The organism is Aureimonas sp. Leaf427, assembly GCF_001425485.1.
GTDB lineage: Bacteria > Pseudomonadota > Alphaproteobacteria > Rhizobiales > Rhizobiaceae > Plantimonas.
The window spans coordinates 95,800-114,727 of record NZ_LMQW01000004.1 but is presented as its reverse complement, the minus strand read 5'-3'; the positions used below and the strand labels follow the sequence as shown (position 1 = coordinate 114,727).

General features: G+C 70.2%; 15 protein-coding genes. 7 read left to right on the top strand and 8 right to left on the bottom strand.

Features of this window, described 5'->3' with window-relative positions:
- The first annotated feature begins 30 nt into the window (after positions 1-30).
- Both ASG62_RS05075 and ppdK read left to right on the top strand, forming a co-directional pair.
- Positions 31-771, top strand: a complete 741-nt coding sequence (locus tag ASG62_RS05075; RefSeq protein WP_056699754.1) for a DsbA family protein — start codon at positions 31-33, stop codon at positions 769-771.
- Positions 772-887: 116 nt separating this feature from the next.
- Positions 888-3,590 (top strand): pyruvate, phosphate dikinase, encoded by a 2,703-nt coding sequence (gene ppdK / locus ASG62_RS05070; RefSeq protein WP_056699751.1) that lies wholly within the window; start codon positions 888-890, stop codon positions 3,588-3,590.
- Positions 3,591-3,636: 46 nt separating this feature from the next.
- Here the strand turns inward: ppdK and ASG62_RS05065 are convergent, their stop codons facing one another.
- The 3 genes from ASG62_RS05065 to ASG62_RS05055 form a co-directional block, all read right to left on the bottom strand.
- A complete protein-coding gene (locus tag ASG62_RS05065) occupies positions 3,637-3,951 on the bottom strand; it encodes a DNA-binding protein (protein ID WP_056699811.1) in 315 nt (104 codons plus the stop codon).
- A 10-nt stretch (positions 3,952-3,961) separates the two neighbouring features.
- Positions 3,962-4,288, bottom strand: coding sequence for a type II toxin-antitoxin system RelE/ParE family toxin (locus tag ASG62_RS05060; protein WP_056699748.1), 327 nt, complete (start codon positions 4,286-4,288; stop codon positions 3,962-3,964).
- A gap of 76 nt (positions 4,289-4,364) precedes the next feature.
- Positions 4,365-4,763: a hypothetical protein gene (locus ASG62_RS05055; protein ID WP_056699744.1), complete on the bottom strand. Its 399-nt coding sequence runs from the start codon at positions 4,761-4,763 to the stop codon at positions 4,365-4,367.
- Between the two features lie 191 nt (positions 4,764-4,954).
- Here ASG62_RS05055 and ASG62_RS05050 point away from each other — a divergent pair, with 191 nt between their 5' ends.
- Both ASG62_RS05050 and ASG62_RS05045 read left to right on the top strand, forming a co-directional pair.
- Complete coding sequence (locus ASG62_RS05050; RefSeq protein WP_056699808.1) at positions 4,955-6,583, top strand: long-chain-fatty-acid--CoA ligase; 1,629 nt, start codon at positions 4,955-4,957, stop codon at positions 6,581-6,583.
- A gap of 244 nt (positions 6,584-6,827) precedes the next feature.
- Positions 6,828-7,718 carry a DUF1499 domain-containing protein gene (locus ASG62_RS05045; RefSeq protein WP_056699741.1) on the top strand — a complete coding sequence of 297 codons (891 nt, stop codon included), beginning with the start codon at positions 6,828-6,830 and terminating at the stop codon, positions 7,716-7,718.
- Between the two features lie 4 nt (positions 7,719-7,722).
- Here the strand turns inward: ASG62_RS05045 and ASG62_RS05040 are convergent, their stop codons facing one another.
- From ASG62_RS05040 to ASG62_RS05025, 4 genes are all read right to left on the bottom strand, one after another.
- On the bottom strand, positions 7,723-8,631 hold the full coding sequence (locus ASG62_RS05040; RefSeq protein WP_056699738.1) for an MBL fold metallo-hydrolase: 909 nt from the start codon (positions 8,629-8,631) through the stop codon (positions 7,723-7,725).
- A gap of 4 nt (positions 8,632-8,635) precedes the next feature.
- Complete coding sequence (locus ASG62_RS05035) at positions 8,636-9,379, bottom strand: pseudouridine synthase (protein ID WP_056699736.1); 744 nt, start codon at positions 9,377-9,379, stop codon at positions 8,636-8,638.
- The gene (locus ASG62_RS05030; protein WP_056699733.1) at positions 9,376-10,314 is read right to left on the bottom strand and encodes a class I SAM-dependent methyltransferase; all 939 of its coding nucleotides are present in this window, start codon (positions 10,312-10,314) and stop codon (positions 9,376-9,378) included. The genes ASG62_RS05035 and ASG62_RS05030 overlap by 4 nt, the downstream gene beginning before the upstream one ends.
- 89 nt (positions 10,315-10,403) lie before the next feature.
- Entirely contained in the window at positions 10,404-11,879 is a 1,476-nt protein-coding gene (locus ASG62_RS05025; RefSeq protein WP_056699730.1) for a protein adenylyltransferase SelO, read from the bottom strand.
- Positions 11,880-12,106: 227 nt separating this feature from the next.
- Here ASG62_RS05025 and ASG62_RS05020 point away from each other — a divergent pair, with 227 nt between their 5' ends.
- Together ASG62_RS05020 and ASG62_RS05015 are read left to right on the top strand one after the other, a co-directional pair.
- Complete coding sequence (locus ASG62_RS05020; protein WP_244487691.1) at positions 12,107-13,615, top strand: DUF2252 domain-containing protein; 1,509 nt, start codon at positions 12,107-12,109, stop codon at positions 13,613-13,615.
- Positions 13,616-13,648: 33 nt separating this feature from the next.
- Complete coding sequence (locus ASG62_RS05015; RefSeq protein WP_244487690.1) at positions 13,649-15,049, top strand: pentapeptide repeat-containing protein; 1,401 nt, start codon at positions 13,649-13,651, stop codon at positions 15,047-15,049.
- Positions 15,050-15,085: 36 nt separating this feature from the next.
- On the opposite strand, the gene ASG62_RS05010 is transcribed toward ASG62_RS05015, so the two are convergent.
- Positions 15,086-17,764: a bifunctional acetate--CoA ligase family protein/GNAT family N-acetyltransferase gene (locus tag ASG62_RS05010; RefSeq protein ID WP_056699727.1), complete on the bottom strand. Its 2,679-nt coding sequence runs from the start codon at positions 17,762-17,764 to the stop codon at positions 15,086-15,088.
- 181 nt (positions 17,765-17,945) lie between these two features.
- Between ASG62_RS05010 and ASG62_RS05005 the strand changes: the two genes are divergently transcribed.
- Entirely contained in the window at positions 17,946-18,899 is a 954-nt protein-coding gene (locus tag ASG62_RS05005; RefSeq protein WP_056699724.1) for an alpha/beta hydrolase, read from the top strand.
- The last annotated feature ends 29 nt before the right edge of the window (positions 18,900-18,928 follow it).

The following is an 18,928-nucleotide window of genomic DNA, read 5'->3' as shown; positions in this document are numbered from 1 at the left end:
CGCCCGGGACAGGGCTTTTCGAGGAACCTCATGCGCCAGACCCTTCGCACCGCCGCCCTCGTCGCCATTGCCGGCGGCCTTCTCGCCGTCGCGGGCTGTTCCGACGACACGGCATCGACCGCCGCCGTGACGCCCGCCAACGCGCAGGAAGCGACCCCGGCCGCGCCCGCGACCACCGCTGCGACGCCCGCCAAGCCGGCGGTCGAGGCGCCCAAGCCGAACGGGACGGTCGACGTCGCCAAGCTGATGGAGCCGGGGCCGCTGCCCGACGTCGTCGTCGGCGATGTCAACGCGCCCGTGACGATCGTCGAATACGCCTCCATGACCTGCCCGCACTGCGCGGCCTTCGCCCTCCAGACCCTGCCGGAGATCAAGAAGACCTATATCGACACGGGCAAGGCCAAGCTGATCCTGCGCGAGTTCCCCTTCGATCCCCGCGCCGTCGCGGCCTTCATGCTGGCGCGCTGCGCGCCCGGCGACCGGCGCGAGGCCATGGTGGACGTCCTCTTCCAGCAGCAGGAGAGCTGGGCGCATTCCGACAATGCCTCGGCCGCTCTGCTCGGCATCGCCAAGCTCGCCGGCTTCACGCAGGAGAGCTTCACCGCCTGCCTCAACGACAAGGACCTCCAGGCCAAGGTCGTCGCGACACAGGCGCGCGGACAGTCCGAGTTCGGCGTGGAGGCGACCCCGACGCTGATCATCAACGGCAACCGCTATTCCGGCGCGCTGACGGCGCCGCAGCTTTCCGCCGTCATCGATTCGCTGCTCTGACGGGCGGGCTCTTCCGCATTGCAGCAATTGGCGGCATAGGCTTTATCCCGTAAGGGTTCGGCGCCCCGCTCGCGCGGGGCCAATATCCTGGGCGGGAAAAGGCGGAACGGCCGGCAATGGCAAAGCGAGTCCATACCTTCAAGCGGGGAGCCGCCGAGCGCACGGCGGATGCGTCGGAGGCTCTCGGCCTGAAGGGCGCCAATCTGGCGCTTCTGGCCTCGCTGAACCTGCCCGTTCCCCCCGGCTTCACCATCACGAGCGCCGCCTGGCGCGAGGCCTTCACCGCAGCCGAAGGCCTGCCGCAGCCGCTGCGCTCGGAAGTGGCGGCGGCCGTGGAATGGCTGGAGGAGGCGACCGGCCGGCATTTCGACGATGCCACGCGCCCGCTTCTCCTGGCCGTTCGCACCAGCGCCCGCGTCTCGATCCCCGGCCTTGCCGATACGGTCCTCGACGTCGGCATGAACGACCGCACGGTCGAGACCCTCGCCGCCGAGCTGGAGGATCTCGACTTCGCCTTCGGCAGCTATTGCCGCTTCATCGAATCCTTCTGCAGCCTCGTCTACGACGTCGATCCAAGCGAGTTCGAGGATCTGGCCGATCTGGAGCGGGCGGAGGCCGGCTGGAACGGCGCGCTGCCGGGCTCGCTCGCCGAATGGCGGGCGCTCGTCGCGCGGTTCCTCGCCTTCGTCGAGGACGAGATCGGCGAGACGGTTCCGCAAACGCCGATGGAGCAGCTCTACAAGGTCGTCGAATCGGCCTTCGCCAGCTGGCGCAACCCCATCGCCCGCACCTTTCGCGTCGCGCACGGAATTCCGGAAAACGCTGGTCTCTCCGTCACCGCCCACGCGATGATCTTCAACGAGCGCGACCAGAATTCCGGCACCGGCCGCGCGCTCTCGCGCGATCTGACGACGGGCAAGGCAAGGCTCACCGGCGAGTTCGGGCTCGGCCGGCGCGAGCGCGAGGAGATCGGCGACCGGGCCGACCGCTGGCTCCTGGCCGATCTCGTGGCGGAGGCCGGGACCCCCGGCGCCAGCCGCTTTCCCAGCGACATCGCCTCGCTCGAGGACCATGTCCGGCGACTCGAGGCGCATGTCGGCGATGCGGTCGAGGTCGACTTCATGGTCGGCGATTCCGAGCTGTTCCTGCTCCAGTCGCGCGTCGCCAAGCGCGATGCGCCCGAAGCCGTGCGGATCGCGGTCGAGCTGGTCAAGGAAGGACTGATCGAGGAGAGCGAGGCGATCCTGCGCATCGATCCGGCCTCGCTGGAGCAGCTTCTCCATCCGACCATCCGGCGCGGCGACGACCTCGTCCTCATCGGCAAGGGCATGCCGGCCTCGCCGGGCGCGGCCTCCGGCGAGATCGCCTTCACCTCCGAGCGCGCGCAGGAGATCGCCTCCGAGGGGCGCCCCGTCATCCTCGTGCGCAACGAGACCCATCCCGAGGACATTCACGGCATGCATGTCGCGGATGGCGTCCTCACCGTTCGCGGCGGCACGACGAGCCATGCGGCCGTCGTCGCGCGCGGCATCGGCAAGCCCTGCGTCACCGGCGTCGGCTCGCTGCGGATCGATCTGGAGCGCGGCGAACTCGTCGCGGGCGGGCTGGTGCTCAAGGCGGGCGAGCGGATCACGATCGACGGCTCCAGCGGCGAGGTGATCCGCGGCGAGGTCGAGCTGGTGCGCCCGCTTCTCTCGGGCGATTTCGCGACGCTGATGGAGTTCGCGGACCGGGCGCGGCGCATGGGCGTTCGCACCAATGCCGAGACGCCGATCGAGGCGCGCGCCGCCCGCTCCTTCGGCGCCGAGGGCATCGGCCTCTGCCGCACCGAGCACATGTTCTTCGAGGGCGACCGCATCCGGCGCATGCGCGAGATGATCCTGGCGCCCGACGAGGTCGGTCGGCGCGCGGCGTTGGAGCATCTTCTGCCGATCCAGCGCTCCGACTTCGTCGAGCTGTTCGAGATCATGGCGGGTCTGCCCGTCACGATCCGCCTCCTCGATCCGCCGCTGCACGAGTTCCTGCCCAAGGGCGAGGCGGAGATCGCCGAGACCGCGCTGCAGCTCGGCGTCGAGGAGCGTGTGATCCGCGAGCGCATCGAGAAGCTCGAAGAGTTCAACCCGATGCTCGGCCATCGCGGCTGCCGCCTCGCCATCTCGCATCCCGAGATCGTGGAGGTGCAGGCGCGCGCGATCTTCGAGGCGGCGATCGAGGCGGGCGAGCGGGCCGGCGAGGCCGTGGTGCCGGAGATCATGGTTCCGCTGGTCGGCCTTCGCAAGGAGCTCGACTTCGTCAAGCGCGTCGTCGACGAGGTGGCCGATCTCGTCGCCGCCGAGCGGGGCAAGCGCGTGACCTATCTCGTCGGCACGATGATCGAGCTGCCGCGCGCGGCGATCCGCGCCGACACGATCGCCGAGATCGCCGACTTCTTCTCCTTCGGCACCAACGACCTGACGCAGACCGTCTTCGGCATCTCGCGCGACGACGCCGCGAACTTCCTTTCCACCTACGAGCGCAAGGGCATCATCGCGCGCGATCCCTTCCAGTCGATCGACGTCGAGGGCGTCGGCGAACTCATCGCTCTGGCGGTCGAGAAGGCCCGCCGCACCCGCCCCGACATCTCGCTCGGCATCTGCGGCGAGCAGGGCGGCGATCCCGCCTCGATCAGCTTCTTCGAGCAGGTCGGCCTCGACTACGTTTCCTGCTCCCCCTTCCGCGTGCCGATCGCAAGGCTCGCGGCGGCCCAGGCCGCCATCCGGGCGACGCGGGCGCTGCGAGGGCATGTGCACGGCACGGCGAAGGGGCGGCCGAGGGGGTGAGGGGTCGGGAGGCGGCTCTCTTCGTCTCGGTGTCGAGACAATTGACCTATCGAATGTGTGGGGCGGGTTGTGCCAGAGGCTGGACCGCCAGCCGCAAACCCATCGCCCGAAGGAGCGCGTTCAAGCTCTTCAGTTCCGGGTTTCCTGTTTCGGACAGCGTCCGGTAGAGCTGAGTGGGGTTCAGATCCGCGGCTTTCGCCATGGCGGGAATGCCCCCGAACGCCTTCGCCATCTGTCGAAGCGTCACCAGCAGTTCGCCCTGATCGCCATCGGCCAAAATGGCGTCGAGCGTCGCGACAGCGGCCGAAGGATCATCTCGAAAGATGTCCACCATCGCGTCTTCGTGGCTGCGGTCCTTCATCGTCTGCCTCTCATTCATCGGGTCGGCTCTGCCAGTCTCGCCAGAGGGCGCATGCCGAAGAAATGTCTTTCTGCTGCGTCCGCTTCGTTCCTCCGCAAAGCAGCAGCACGACCGTCTTGCCCGATCGCGCATAGTAGACGCGATAACCGGGCCCCGCGTCGATGCGCAGCTCGTACACTCCATCCTGGAGCGGCTTGTGGTCTCCGAAATTGCCGCCTTCGAGCCGGTTCAGCCGCCGGATGATCGCAGCCTTCGCTTGCAAATCGCGCAAGTCTGCAATCCACTCGGCTACGAAATCCCGACCGCTGGACGTGAGATAGTGCCGCACGTCGATCATGGCTTGGAAATTCGTCTAAAAACGAATTCTGCGCAAGCGAAATGCGGTCAACCGTTCGGAGCCTCAGGTCTTGCGTTCAGGCTCGGGCAGCGTCGAGCGAAACGTCCTTCCTGATCTTCTCCAGCACGCCCACGAACGCCCGCGCGAAGCCGTAGAAACGCTCGCCGATCTCGTCCTTGCTGGCGATGCGAAAGCCGGTGCCGGAGGCGTCGAGGAGGGCGAAGAGGATGATGTCGCGGGGCTGGCGGGGAATGCGGATGGCGGCGATGCGCGAGGCGTCGTCGATCATGCCGTCGGCCGGCATGTCGAACAGGAACTCTCCGCCGACGGCTTCCGCCGCCGTGCGCACGCTGGTCTTGAAGCCGGAGAGAATCGGATCTTCCAGATCGAGCGCGATCTCGAATTCGATCTGCTCGAAGGCCCCGTCCATGCGCTCTACCGCGCGATGGACACCGTGGTCGATGGCAGCGCTCATGGGCCTCATCCTTCTTCGTGTTTTCGTCCCGGCCCCCGGCATATGCGCCGGCATATGGAAAGGGCGCTGGACAAGACCTGCGAGACGTCACAACTCTTCGCGGCAAACGATCCGAGACGTGAACGCTTCCTCAAGAGAAGCGACGGTTCGGAACAGACGAGGTTCGGAGGAGGTTCCCGATGCAGGCTCCCTTGCAGGGATTGATGCAGCACTGGCCGCTGCTGTGCACCAAGGTCATCGATCACGCCGCGATCCATCACGGACGGCGCGAGGTGATCTCCCGCTCGGTCGAGGGGCCGATCCACCGGACCGACTACGCCTCGGTCCGCGCCCGCGCGCTGCGCCTCGCCAAGCGGCTCGAGCGCGAGGGCATCGGGGCCGGCGACCGCGTGGCGACCATGGCCTGGAACACCTGGCGGCATCTGGAGGCCTGGTACGGCATCGTCGGCATCGGCGCGATCTACCACACGCTGAACCCCCGCCTCTTCCCCGACCAGATCGCCTGGATCATGAACGATGCCGAGGACCGGCTGATCTTCGTGGACCTGACCTTCCTGCCGATCCTGGAGAAGATCGCGCCCTCCGTGCCGAGCCTGACGAAGGTCGTGGTTCTGACCGACGCGGCGCACATGCCCGAGACCTCGCTGCCCGGCGCCGTCGCCTACGAGGCGTGGCTGGCGGAAGCCGACGAGGATTTCCGCTGGGTGGACATCGACGAGACGGCCGCGGCGGGCCTCTGCTACACGTCGGGCACGACGGGAAACCCGAAGGGCGTCCTCTACTCGCATCGCTCCAACGTGCTGCACTCCTTCATCGCCATCGCGCCGGATGCGATGAACCTCTCCTCCATGTCCCGCGCCATGCCGGTCGTGCCGCTCTTCCACGCCAATGGCTGGGGCATCGCCTTTTCCTGCCCGATGGTCGGCGCGGCGATGGTGATGCCGGGCCCGAAGATGGACGGCGCCTCCATCCACGAGCTTCTGTCGACCGAGCGCGTGACCTTCACGGCGGCCGTGCCGACGGTCTGGCTGATGCTGCTCGACCATCTCGACCGCACGGGAGCGGACCTGCCGGACCTGAAGCGCGTCGTCATCGGCGGGGCCGCCTGTCCGCGCGTCGTGACCAAGGCCTTCGAGGAGCGCTTCGGCGTCGAGGTCGTCCATGCCTGGGGCATGACCGAGACGAGCCCGCTCGGCACGCTGAACGTCCAGAAGCCCGAGACGGCCGACCTCAAGGGAGAGGCGCTGCTCGACCACAAGCAGGCGCAGGGGCAGGCGCCCTTCGGCGTCGAGATGCGCATCACCGACGACGAGAACCGCGACCTGCCCTGGGACGGGCAGACCTTTGGCCGCCTGAAGGTGCGCGGCCCCCATGTCGCGGCCGGCTACTACGGGGGAAAGGGAACCGAGGTCTTCGACGAGGAGGGCTGGTTCGACACCGGGGACGTCGCCCATATCGACGCCAACGGCACGATGCGCATCACGGACCGGGCAAAGGACGTGATCAAGTCGGGCGGCGAGTGGATCTCCTCGATCGATCTCGAAAATCTGGCGGTCGGCCATCCCGACGTCGCGGAGGCCGCCGTCATCGGCGTGGCGCATCCGCGCTGGGACGAGCGCCCGCTTCTCGTCGTCGTGCCGAAGGACGGGAAGGCGCCGACGCGCGAGGCTCTGCTCGCCTTCCTCGACGGCAAGATCGCGAAGTGGTGGATGCCCGACGACGTCGCCTTCGTGGACGAACTCCCGCACACCGCGACCGGCAAGATCCAGAAGCTGGAACTGCGCCGCCAGTTCAAGGACTACCGCCTACCGACGGCCTGACGTCTCGGGCGAGACGCAGATCGCGAGCCGAGAGTCCGTCAGGTTCATGCTGAACCAGACAGGCTCTCGATTCCCTTGTTGTCGTTCGTCTTTTCGGGATAACCGGTTCCGGCCTATCCCCGACAAACTCAAGTGTGCCTCCAGACACCTCGCCGGATGCGGCGGGGTGGCGTAGGAGAGGCGTCGAGCGCGTCGGACAGAGAGCCCGTCGCGCCGGTTTCTCGAAGCGGGCGGCACGGATGCGATGGCGGCGACGGGCGGGATGAAGGCGAGGGGTCACTATATCCGCAAGCGGTTGCGCCTCGCGGCACCCGCTCGGCGGCTCGCGGCCTTCGCGCTTCTCTTCCTCGCCGCGGGCATTCTCGTCCTCCGGCTCGGCGCGATCGAGTTCGAGGCGCTGAAGGGCGTCCTCGTCGTCGCTTTCGCCCTCGCGGCCCTGTCCTTCCTGATCGCGGGCCTTGGCCTCGTGCGGGCCTGGAGCCGCGGATACGAGGGTGGCGGGGTCGCCGTCGGGGCTCTCGCCCTGTCGATCCTGACGCTCGCGCCCTTCGCCTTCGCAGGTGTCCTCGCCTACGACAATCCGCAGGTCTCGGCGGCCGTCAGCGACGGCATGGAGGCGACCGACATCGCGGCCGAGCCGGCAACGGCTGCGGGCGGAGCCGAGACCGGCCTCGTCAGCGGGCGGCGTTTCCAGGCGACGGCCGCGCAGGTCTTCGGCGTCTCCCGGCTGGTGCTGGACGATCTCGGCTGGAACGTCGCCGGCGTCGCGGCCAATGCGCCCGTGGAGGAGGAGGACGGCGATCTCGGCACGAGCGGGACGATCGGCATTCCCGTGCCGACGCCGCGCGAAAGCATCGATCAGGATGCGGGCGAGGACCCGATGGACCAGCCCGATTCCAGCGACTATGCGATCGAGGCCGTCGCGACCGGCCCGATCCTCGCTCTGCCGAGCGACGTTTCCATCCGCATCGTGGAGGACGGGCCGGAGACCTTCGTGGACCTGCGCTCCGTCTCGCGCGACGTCGCCTGGGATCTCGGCCAGAACCGCCGCTTCATCGAGGATTTCCTGACCCGTCTCGACACGGCGATGGCGGGCGCGCTGACTGTCGTGCCCCCGGCCGCGGCGGAGAACTGAAGCCTCAGACGGGCGCGTAGGTGGCGGAGAGCCGGACCGGACCGTCCGCCGCGATGCGGCCGCCGGCGACGAGGTCTTCCATATGGGCGAGCACGGAGAGGGCGGCCGCCGGGTGGAGGCGGGGATCGACGTCGCGGTAGAGCGCGGCGACGATGGCCGGAATGGTACGGTCGCCGAGGCGTATCCGCTCCAGGATCGCGGTCTCGCGCATGCGGCGGTGGCTTTTCAGGCCTCGGAGAAAGGCCTGCGGGCGCTCGACCGGGCCGCCATGGCCGGGCAGGTAGAGCCGGTCGTCGCGGGCGAGGAGCTTGTCGAGCGAGGCCATGTAGTCGGACATGCGCCCGTCCGGCGGCGCGACGATCGTGGTGGACCAGGCCATGACGTGGTCGCCGGAGAGCACGGTCCCGTCCTCCCCGATCGCGAAGGCGAGATGGTTGGCGGTGTGGCCGGGCGTCGCGATGGCCGTGATGCGGGCGGCGGAGAGGTCGAGCACCTCGCCGTCCGCGATCAGCCGATCGGGACGGATCGGATCGGCCGCTGCGTCGAGGGCGTTCTCCTCGCCGGGCTCCAGCGGCCGCGAGGGGCGGTGCGGGCCTTCGGCGAGAAGCGGCGGCGAGCCGATGGCGGCAAGGAGCTTCGGGGCGAGCGCTGTATGGTCGCGATGGGTGTGCGTGAGGAGCACGGCCTCCACCGACCGGCCGCCGATGGCCGCCAGCAGCGCTTCGAGATGCGCCCCCTCGTCCGGGCCGGGATCGACGACGACGACGGCATCGGCGGTGCCGAGGACGTAGCTGTTCGTTCCGGTGAAGGTGAAGGCGCCGGCGTTTCTCGCGGTGACGCGCAGGATGCCGGGCGCTACGGGAACGGCTTCCCCGTGGCGGGCCTCGAAGCGGGTCACGAGGTCGAGCGCCATGGCATCAACCCTCGCGCGGCGGCAGGACGAGCGCCAGATCCGACTCGTCCAGAAGCCGGAACGCGCCGGGTTCGAGCGTGCCGAGGCCGAGCCGCCCCATGCGGTCGCGGTGCAGCGCCTCCACATGGTTGCCGACGGCGGCGAACATGCGCCGGACCTGATGATAGCGCCCCTCGGTCAGCGTCAGATGCGCCGAGGTCGGCGATAGAATCTCAAGCATAGCGGGCAGGAGCGGTTTTTCCTCGCCGTCCAGCATCAGCGTGCCGCTCGCGAAGATCTCGGCCTCGTCGCCGCGCAGCGGACGGGCGAGCGTCGCCAGATAGCGCTTGGGCACATGCATCTTCGGCGAGATCACCCGGTGGAGAAGGGCCCCGTCGTCGGTCATGAGGAGAAGGCCGGACGTCTCCTTGTCGAGGCGCCCGATGGTCGAGATCGCGGGATCGCGGCGGCGCCAGCGCGTCGGCAGGAGCCCGTAGACGAGGGGGCCGGCCTCCTTGTGCGAGCAGGTGACGCCGAGCGGCTTGTGCAGGAGGAGCGCCAGGCCCGGCGGCGGATCGACGGCCTCGCCGTCCACGATCATGCGCCGGGGCAGATCGGGATCGGGCCGGATCTTCGTCTCGCCGCTCGGCACGGCCGCGCCGTCCAGCGTGATGCGGCCGGCCTTGGCGAGCAGGCCGATCTCCCGGCGCGAGCCGTAGCCGAGATTGGCGAGGAGCTTGTCGAGGCGCACGGGGCTCGCGGGCTTCATCGGCGGGCCTCGAAGATCTTGTAGCCGCCGCGCTCCGCCTTCACCGCGACCGTCTTGAAGTGGCCGGAGAGGATGGCCTCGTAGGGCAGGTGGCGGTTGGCGGTCATGTGGAGGAAGCCGCCCGGACGCAGCGCCGCATGGGCGCGCTTGATGAAGCCCTGGCCGAGCGCGCGGTCCTCGACGCCGTCGTCGTGGAAGGGCGGGTTCATCACGACGAAGTCGAGCCCGGCGGGCACGGCGTCGGCGGCGAGCGCATCGCCCCAGCGGATCGTCGCGCGGGGGTCCGCGACGTTTCGGCGGGCGGCTTCCACGGCGCGGCGGTCGATGTCGACGAGATGGAGCGCCCCGACCTTCGGCGAGGCGAGGACGGCTCGCGCCAGGATGCCGAGCCCGCAGCCGAGATCGGCGCCGTGCCCGGAGAGCTTGGGCAACTCTTCCACGAGGAGGGCGCTGCCGGGATCGATGCGGTCGAAGGCGAAGATGCCGGGCTGCGTCCAGAGGCCGAGCGTCTCGTCGAGCCGGAGATCGCCCGCTTCGATCGCCGCGTCGAGCCCGGTCGGCGCCTCCGGCCGGAGCGCTTCGAGAATGCGGTGGTGACGGCGGGAGGTCTCGCCGGGCGCGCCGCCGAACTCGGCGATCTCGCGGCCGAGCCGCTGGCCGCCCTTGGCCTTCGGGGCGAGCGCGACGAGGCTGCCGCCGGGGCGCAGCGCCCGGATGGCCAGCGCCAGGATGCGGCGGCGCTCCAGCGTGCCCGGCGGCGCGGCGATGGTGATGGCGTCGAGGCTGCCCGGCGGAAGGTCCGCGAGGTCGGCGGAGCCCGGGCGCAGCGGCGAGAGCTGCAAGGCATCGGCCGGAACCTCGACCAGGTCCGTCGGCGGCTGGCCGTAGAGGCCCGTCCTCGTCTCGATCTCCGGCACGTCGCCCCCTCGGCCCATATCCCCGAGCGCATGGCGCGCTCCTCGTTCGGCGGGACGAACGTCAGACGGGGGCGGCGGGTCAAGCCCCATCCGGCTTTTTCTGAGGCTCAGGTGCCGCAGAAGGTGCGATAGGCCTCCTCGCGGGCGAGGGGACGCTCGGCATAGGCGGCGAAGTCCGGCCGGTCCTCGTAAGGCGTGGCGAGCGCCTCGTTCAGGCGCTCGAAGGGCGCGAAATCGCCGACGAGCGCGGCGGCGAGCGCCTCCTCGACGAGATGGTTGCGGGGGATCACGGCGGGGTTCACCGCCTCCATCGCCGCGCGGCGGGCGCGGGGCGCGGTCGGCTCTGCGGCGAGGCGCGCGCGCCAGCGGGGGGCCCAGTCGTCGTAGAGACCGGGATCGGCGAAGAGCGTCCGTACGGCGGCATCTGCCGTCTCGTCCTCGGCGGCTGCAGAGAGGCGGCGGAAGGCGAGGGTGAAGTCGGCCTTGCCCTTCGCCATGCGCGCGAGAAGGTCCTGGATCAGCGCCTCGTCGCCGTCGCGGGTCTCGGCAAGGCCGATCTTGCCGGCGAAGCCGCCGACATAGGCGGCGTTGAAGCTTTCCGCGAAGCCGGCGAGAACGTCCTGCGCGATCTCGATCGCCGTTTCCTCTTTGGGATGAAGCAGGGCGAGGAGGCATTCGGCGAGGCGCGTCAGGTTCCACTGCGCGATGCCGGGCTGGTTGGCATAGGCGTAGCGCCCGGCCCGGTCGATCGAGGAGAAGACGGTGGCGGGGTCGTAGGCGTCCAGGAAGGCGCAGGGGCCGTAGTCGATCGTCTCGCCGGAGATCGACATGTTGTCGGTGTTCATGACGCCGTGGACGAAGCCGATCTGCATCCAGCGCGCCACGAGCGCCGCCTGTCGGGCCGAGACGCCCTCCAGAAGAGCGCGATAGGGATTTTCCGCGTTGGCCGCGTCCGGGTAGTGCCTCTCGATGACGTGGTCGGCGAGGCTGCGGATGGCGGCCGCGTCGCCGCGGGCGGCGAAGAACTGGAACGTGCCGATGCGCACATGGCTCGCGGCGACGCGCGTCAGGACGGCGCCGGGCAGGAGCGTCTCGCGATAGACCTGTTCGCCCGTCGCGACCGCCGCCAGCGCCCGCGTCGTCGGAATGCCGAGTGCGGCCATGGCCTCGCTGACGATGTATTCGCGCAGGACCGGCCCGAGCGCCGCCCGTCCGTCGCCGCCGCGCGAGAAGGGCGTCGGGCCGGAGCCCTTGAGCTGGATGTCGCGGCGCCGGCCCTGCCGGTCCACGAGTTCGCCCAGCAGGATCGCCCGTCCGTCGCCGAGCTGCGGCACGAAATTGCCGAACTGGTGGCCGGCATAGGCCGAAGCGATGGGCTCGGCGCCCTTCGGAATGCGGTTCCCGGCAAGGATATCGGCGCCGTCCTGCGTCTCCAGCGCGTCCGCATCGAGCCCGAGCTCCTCGGCCAGCGGCCGGTTCAGCCGGACGAGGCGGGGCGCGGCCACGGGCGTCGGCAGGGTCGGGCGGTGGAAGGGCGCGTCGAGCCGCGCATAGGAATTGTCGAAGGAGAAATGAGCCGTCACGGGATGCCTCGATGGTTCGGCGCCGGACGACGCGCGGGGCCGCCCTTTCCGAATAGATGGCGCTTGGCAGCGCTCGTTTCGAGGGCGATCGTCGCAAAGGGCGCGGTTGCCGCTGTTGCCGTTCTGCCACGAGGCTCCCCGCGCATCTTGCCGCGCCCCGCCGCGTCTTGAAAGGCGCCTTCCGAGTCCTCTCTCCAAGGCTGCAACCACGGGAAAAGGCGGCGCGCATGACCCTTGATCAGCCGGGCCCTTCGACGGAGCCGCAGCCCGAGACCGGCATGGCGATTTCCGGTCCGGCCGCGGCGGCGCCCGAAATCGTGCTGGCGCCGGCCGAGGCCTTTCCCCGGATCGACCTGCGCGCCAAGGGCGAGCCCTGGGAAAAGCGCCGCACGGCGGGCAAGCGCCTGCGCGGCGCGGTGCCGCACGAGGCGCATGGCCGGCCGATCGTAGAGGAGGGACGGCCCGACCCGGTCGATCTCGTCGAAGGGTCAAACGCTGGCCGGCAGTCGCGGCTCGTGCCGCTGCGGCTCCAGCGCATGTCGGAGACGCCCTTCGCCTTCCTGCGCGGGGCGGCGGCGGTCATGGCATCCGACCTTTCGCGCACGCCGGTCAGCGGCATCCACGTCGTGATGAACGGCGACGCGCATATCTCCAATTTCGGCCTGTTCGGCACGCCGCAGCGCGACGTGGTGCTCGATCTCAACGATTTCGACGAGGTGACGATCGGGCCCTGGGAGTGGGACCTGAAGCGGCTGGTCGCGAGCCTCAACGTCGCGGCGCGCGACGAGGGCATCGGCAAGCAGGATCGGCGGCGGATCGTGGAGGGCTGCGTCTCCGGCTACCGTCTCTCCATGGTGGAACTCGCGCCGCAGGGGCCGATCGACGTCTGGCACCGGGCGGCGCGGGCCGACAGGCTCGATTTCGACGGCATCGAGATCGATCCGGATTCGCAGGCCGTTCTGAAGAAGGCGGTGGAGAAGGCCCGAAGGCGCAACAACGCCTCCATGCTGGAAAAGGCGGGCGAGCGGCAGGTGGACGGCGGCTGGCGCCTGCGCGAGGACCCGCCGATCCTGACCGGCGTCGACGACGAGACGCGCGAGGCCGTGATCTCCGGCCTCGAACACTATGCCGAATCCCTGCCGCGCGAGCGGCGCTTCATGCTGAGCCGCTATCATGTGGTGGACGTCGTCCACCGCGTCGTCGGCGTCGGCAGCGTCGGCACGCGCGCCTATCTCGCGCTGCTCTTCGGCAATTCCGACCAGGATGCGCTGTTTCTGCAGGTGAAGGAGGCGATCAAGCCGTCGCACGCGCCCTACGTTCCGCCGCTGCCCGAGCCCTACGGCTCGCACGACGGGGCGCGCGTCGTCTACGGCCAGCGGCTGCTCCAGGCGGTCGGCGATCCGCTGCTCGGCTGGACGACGATCGACGGGCGGCCCTTCTACGTGCGCCAGATGAAGAACATGAAGGGCGAGATTCCCCATTCGCTCCTCACCGGGCGCTCGCTCGTCTTCTTCGCCTTCGGCTACGGCGCGCTTCTGGCGCGAGCCCATGCGCGCACCGGCGATGCCGCCGCGATCTCGGGCTATTGCGGCGGGGCCGAGAACCACGGCTTCGATGCCGCGCTCGCCGACTGGGCCGAGAGCTACGGCGACCGGAACGCGCTCGACCACAGGGCGCTGGTCGATGCCATCGCCGCCGGGCGCTTCGGGCCGCCGCAGGGTGCCGCCCGTGGCTGACCCGGTGCTGACCGGCGGCGAAGGCCGGCTTTTGTGAGCGCGGTTCGGGACGAAGGCGAGCCGGTCGTTGTGGTGGCGGCGAGCGAGCCGACGCCGCGTGCCAAGCTGGAGGCCTTTCTCGGCTGGCTCGGCGGGGCACGGCCGGCGGACAGGCCGGGCGCCGGGCTGCGGCTGACGGGCCTGAAAGCGGGCGGCGCGGTGATCGCGGCGCGGCTGGCAGAGACCGACGAGGCGCCGCTCTGGTGGGACGCGCGCTGGCAGGGCGTCGATTTCGCCGATGTCGACATGGCCGGCGCCCATCTGTCCGGCGCCGATCTCTCCCATGCCAATCTGAAGCGAGCGGTGATGACCGACGCCAACGGCCGGCTGGCGCGCCTCGACGATGCGCTGATCGAGGAGGCGGACTTCTCGGACGGCGATTTCGGCGGCGCCTCGTTTCGCGACGCGGTGGCGGGGCAGGCGATCTTCCGCCGCGCCATGCTGGAGGACGCCAGATTCGGCGGCGCCTCCATGCGCTTCGCCGAGCTGCAGGAGGCGCTGCTCGACGGAGCGGACTTCGAGGGCGCGGACGGCTGGGGCGCGAGCTTTGCCGGGGCGGATGCCGACCGGACCTCGTTCCGCAAGGCCCGGCTCGACGAGGCCGACCTCTCGGACGCCAATCTCACCTTCTCCGACTTTTCCGGGGCGAGCCTGAAGCGCACGCGGCTCGCCAAGTCGCGCCTGCGCGGCGCCGTCTTCGCCAATGCGACGCTGTCGGGCACCGATCTCACCGGCGCCGATCTCTCCGACACCAAGCTCGTGCGGCTGGACCTCTCCACCTGCCAGCTCCGCCACATCCGGCTCGCCGGCGCCTGGATCGAGGGCTGCCGCATCCGCGTCGAGCAGCTCGGCGGGGCGGTCGGCGAGGAGGTGGCGGGCGACTACGAGGGCGCCAAGGCCAGCTACACGGCGCTGGAAGCCAATTTCGCCAGCATCGGCGCCAAGGCGGAGGCGGGCTGGGCCTACAAGCGCGGGCGCAAGATGGGCTGTCTCGGCGCCGGCGCCAAGGCGCGCGCGGCCTTCCGGCAGCGGGCCTGGAAGACGGTCTTCGTCTCGGGTTACCACTGGGCGGCCGACCGGTTCGTGGAATGGCTCTGCGACTACGGGGAGAGCATGTCGCGGATCGTGCGGGCCTTCGTCATGCTGATCCTCGTCTTCGCGGCGCTCTACGGCATCAGCGGCGGACTCGTGCCGGAGGGCGCGCCCCGCGCGACGCGCAACGTGGTCGATCTCCTGAGCTACAGCGCGCTCAACATGATGACCTCGAACCCGCCGGAGATCGGCCTCTCCGTCGTCGGCCGCTTCGCCAATATCCTGGTCGGGCTCCAGGGCGCGATCGGCATCATCCTCATGGGCCTCTTCGGCTACATCCTCGGCAACCGCATCCGCCGGTGAGGGCGGCTGTCGCCGCCCTCACGTCCCTCCGGTGCCTCAGAGCTTGATGACGACCTTGCGCAGGCCGACGTCGTCGGGATGGGAGCGCTGGGTGAAGCCGAGGTCGCGGGCCATGGCGAGCATGGTCGTGTTCTCGGTCAGGACCTCGCCGTAGATCTCCGCGAAGCCGCGCTTGCGCGCATAGGCGAGGATCGTGTGCATCAGCATCCAGCCGATGCCGCGCCCCTTCTGGTCGGAGCGGACCATGATGCCGAACTCGGCGATCTCCTCGTTGGGATCGGCGATGAGGCGCGCGACGCCCAGAATGTCGTCATGCGGCCCGGTCTCGGCCTGGATGACGAAGGCCATCTCGCGGCTGTAGTCGATCTGCGTGAGGCGCGCCGCGAAGGCATGGCCGACCTTGCGGATCGAGGCGAAGAACCGCAGGCGGATGTCGTTGGGCTCGGAGGCCTCGATCATGCGGATGATGCCCGGCTCGTCCTCCGGCCGGATCGGACGCAGGTGAAAGGCCGTGCCGCCGCGCGAGCGTACGACGCCCTCCAGCTCGCTCGGATAGGGCTGGATGGCGAAGCGCGAGCGCCGGTGCGCGCCGTCGTCGGTCGGCCGCAGGACGACGCGCGCGTCGAGCGCGAGGACGCCGCTCTCGTCGGCCAGAAGCGGGTTGATGTCGAGCTCGGCGATCTCGTCGAAATCGGCCAGCATCTGCGAGAGCTTGACCATGGTCGAGGCGATGGCGCCGAGATCGGCTGCGGGCCGGTCGCGATAGCCGCCGAGGAGCTTCGCCACGCGGGTGCGCCCGATCAGGTCGCGCGCCAGAAGCTCGTTCAGCGGGGGCAGGCCGATCGCGCGGTCGGCGATGATCTCCGCCGCCGTGCCGCCCTGGCCGAAGAGGAGCACGGGTCCGAAGGCGGGATCGGTCGCGACGCCGGCGATCAGCTCGTGCGCGCGGGGCCGCTGGATCATGGCCTGAACGGTGAAGCCGTCGATCCGCGCCGCCGGCTGGCGCTCGGCGACGAGCTTCAGCATGTGGTGCGCGGCCTCGCCGACCATCTCGGCCGTGTCGAGATCGAGCCGCACGCCGCCGACCTCGGATTTGTGCGTGATGTCGGAGGAGAGAATCTTCAGGGCGACGGGAAAGCCGATCGCGGCGGCAAGCTCCATCGCCTCCTCGGGCGTGCGGGCGGTCTCGGTGCGCACGACGGGAATGCCGTAGGCCGAGAGGAGGCGCTTGCTCTCCGGCTCGGTCAGAACGGGACGCCCCTGCGCCAACGCGGTCTCGACGACCCGCCGGGCTTCGGACAGGTCGGAGACGCCGGGCGCGAGCGCCGGCGGGGTCTCCATCAGGAGGTCCTGGTTCCGTCGGTAGTCGACGAGCTGCATGAAGGCGCGCACGGATTCGTCGGGCGTCTGGTAGGTCGGGATGCCGTTGGCGGCGAAGAGGCGGCGGGCGCCGCGCGCCGCGCGCTCGCCGAGCCAGCAGGTCAGGAGCGGGGCCTTGCGCGAGGCGCCCGACACTTGCGTGCGGGCGGCGGCGAGCGTCGCCTCGGCGGCGCCGAGGCCATCCGACACGGCCTGCGGACAGTTGAGGATGAGGACGCCGTCCTGCTCGGGGTCTTCGAGAATGGCGGCGAGCGCCTGCGCGAAGACCTCCGGGGGCGTGTCGCCCGGCATGTCCACCGGGTTCGAGGGCGACCCGTCCGGCGGGAGAATGCCGCCCAGCCGCCGCAGCGTTTCCTCCGAGAGCTGCGCGAGGCGCCCGCCGCAGTCGGAGAGCGTGTCGGTGGCCAGGACGCCGGCGCCGCCGCCATTGGTGAGGATCGCCAGCCGGTCGCCGCGCGGGCGGATGCCGGTGGCGAGCGTCGCGACCGCCTCGAAGAGTTCGCGCAGCGAGCCGACGCGCAGCATGCCCGCCCTTCGGAAGGCCGCGTCGTAGACAGCGTCCGAGCCGGCCAGCGCGCCGGTGTGCGAGGCGGCCGCGCGGGCGCCGGCATCGGTGCGCCCGGCCTTGATGACGACGACGGGCTTGGTGCGCGAGGCGATGCGCGCCGCGGTCATGAACTTGCGGGCGCTGGTGATGCTCTCGACATAGAGGAGGATCGCCCGCGTCTTGGCGTCGAGCGCCAGATAGTCGAGGAGATCGCCGATATCGACGTCGCTCATGTCGCCGACCGAGACGACATGGGAGAAGCCGATCTCGCGCACGTCGGCCCAGTCGAGCACCGCGCTCGCGATGGCGCCGGACTGGCTGACGAAGGCGATGTCGCCGGCCTTCGGCGTCAGGTGCGAGAAGCTGGCATTGAGGCCCGCCGCCGGCGAGATCAGGCCGATGCAGTTCGGCCCGACGATGCGCAGGAGATGGGGCTTGGCGGCGTCGAGCAGCTCCTGCCGCAGCCGCCCGTCCGCAAAGCCCGTGGAGATCACGACGGCCGCGCGGCAGCCCCGGCGGCCGAGCTCGTCGACGATGGCCGGGACGGAGGGGGCCGGCGTCGCGATGACGGCAAGATCCGGGACGGTCGGCAGATCGGCGACGGAGCGATAGCTCACCGTCGAGCGGATCGCCTGCTCGTGCGGGTTCACGGGCATGACCGGCCCCTTGAAGCCGGAGCCGAAGATGTTGCGCGCCAGAACCTCGCCGACCGAACCCGGCCGGTTGCTGGCGCCGACGAGGGCGATCGCCTTCGGCTCGAAGAGAGCGTCGAGATTGCGAATGGACATGCGGGGCTCCGCTCTCGTGCACCGCTGCGGCACGGCGCCAGCCTTAGCACAGCACGACACGACCCGGATGCGGCGCTTTTTCCGTTGCGCTGCACCCGCCCCGGACAAGGTTCCTGCAATACCATGGACTTGCGGGCCGAATGCGGCGCGTGGTCCCTGGTCTCGAACGGTCTTCTTCGCCATGCTCGACCGCAGAACCTTCCTTCAGGGCGCGGCCGCCGTCCTCGCCCTCACCGGATCGGCGCGCGCGGAGATGCAGACCTCCTCGATCAGGCTCTGGCCGAACGGCATGCCCGGCGGCGGCGGTCCCTCCGGCCCGCCCCAGGGGCTTCGCTGGGGCTCGCTCAGCCATATCGCCGAGCCGGCGCTGGACATGATCCGGCCCGAACGGCCGAACGGGGCGGCGGTCCTCATCGCGGCGGGCGGCGGCTACACGCAGATTTCCATAGCAGGCGAGGCGATGCCGGCGGCCGAGTGGCTGGCCGGGCTCGGCGTCACGCCCTTCATCCTCACCTACCGCCTGCCCGGCGAGGGCTGGACGGACGGGCCCTTCGCGCCGCTCCAGGACGCGCAGCGGGCGCTGCGCACCATGCGCTCGCAGGCGCGGCCCCTCGGGCTCGACCCCACGCGCATGGGGTTCCTCGGCTTTTCGGCGGGTGGCCATCTTCTCGGGCTCGCCGCGGCGCGCGCGCGCGAGGCGAGCTACCAGCCGATGGATGCGGTGGACAAGGCCTCCGCCCGGCCGGACTTCGCCGCGCTGATCTATCCGGTCGTGACGCTGAAGCCGCCCTTCGACGGCACGTCGAGCCGCCGCCAGCTGATCGGCCTCCATCCGACGCCGGAGGCGGCGAGCGCCTGGTCGGTGGAGACCCATGTGCGGCCGGGCGGCGCGCCGACCTTTCTCCTCCATGCCGAGGACGATCCGATCGTGGACGCCCGCAACAGCCAGATCCTGGCCGAGGCGTGCCGCAAGGCCGGCATTCCGGTCGAGCTTCACCGCGTGGCGACGGGGGGCCACGGCTTTGCGCTCGGCCGCAAGGGAACGGCCTCGATGAACTGGACGCGGCTCGCCGAGATCTGGGCGACGGGCCTCGGTCTCTTCGGCGAGAACAAGGACCGCATCTCCGCTCTCTGAAGCGACCCGCCGCCGATGGCGTCAGGTCG

Excerpts from the sequence above, each read along its gene's own strand:
- ASG62_RS05075 (WP_056699754.1), top strand. The coding sequence starts at position 31 with ATGCGCCAGACCCTTCGCACCGCCGCCCTCGTCGCCATTGCCGGCGGC.
- ppdK (WP_056699751.1), top strand. The coding sequence starts at position 888 with ATGGCAAAGCGAGTCCATACCTTCAAGCGGGGAGCCGCCGAGCGCACG.
- ASG62_RS05065 (WP_056699811.1), bottom strand. The coding sequence starts at position 3,951 with ATGAAGGACCGCAGCCACGAAGACGCGATGGTGGACATCTTTCGAGAT.
- ASG62_RS05060 (WP_056699748.1), bottom strand. The coding sequence starts at position 4,288 with ATGATCGACGTGCGGCACTATCTCACGTCCAGCGGTCGGGATTTCGTA.
- ASG62_RS05055 (WP_056699744.1), bottom strand. The coding sequence starts at position 4,763 with ATGAGCGCTGCCATCGACCACGGTGTCCATCGCGCGGTAGAGCGCATG.
- ASG62_RS05045 (WP_056699741.1), top strand. The coding sequence starts at position 6,828 with ATGGCGGCGACGGGCGGGATGAAGGCGAGGGGTCACTATATCCGCAAG.
- ASG62_RS05040 (WP_056699738.1), bottom strand. The coding sequence starts at position 8,631 with ATGGCGCTCGACCTCGTGACCCGCTTCGAGGCCCGCCACGGGGAAGCC.
- ASG62_RS05035 (WP_056699736.1), bottom strand. The coding sequence starts at position 9,379 with ATGAAGCCCGCGAGCCCCGTGCGCCTCGACAAGCTCCTCGCCAATCTC.
- ASG62_RS05030 (WP_056699733.1), bottom strand. The coding sequence starts at position 10,314 with ATGGGCCGAGGGGGCGACGTGCCGGAGATCGAGACGAGGACGGGCCTC.
- ASG62_RS05020 (WP_244487691.1), top strand. The coding sequence starts at position 12,107 with ATGACCCTTGATCAGCCGGGCCCTTCGACGGAGCCGCAGCCCGAGACC.
- ASG62_RS05010 (WP_056699727.1), bottom strand. The coding sequence starts at position 17,764 with ATGTCCATTCGCAATCTCGACGCTCTCTTCGAGCCGAAGGCGATCGCC.
- ASG62_RS05005 (WP_056699724.1), top strand. The coding sequence starts at position 17,946 with ATGCTCGACCGCAGAACCTTCCTTCAGGGCGCGGCCGCCGTCCTCGCC.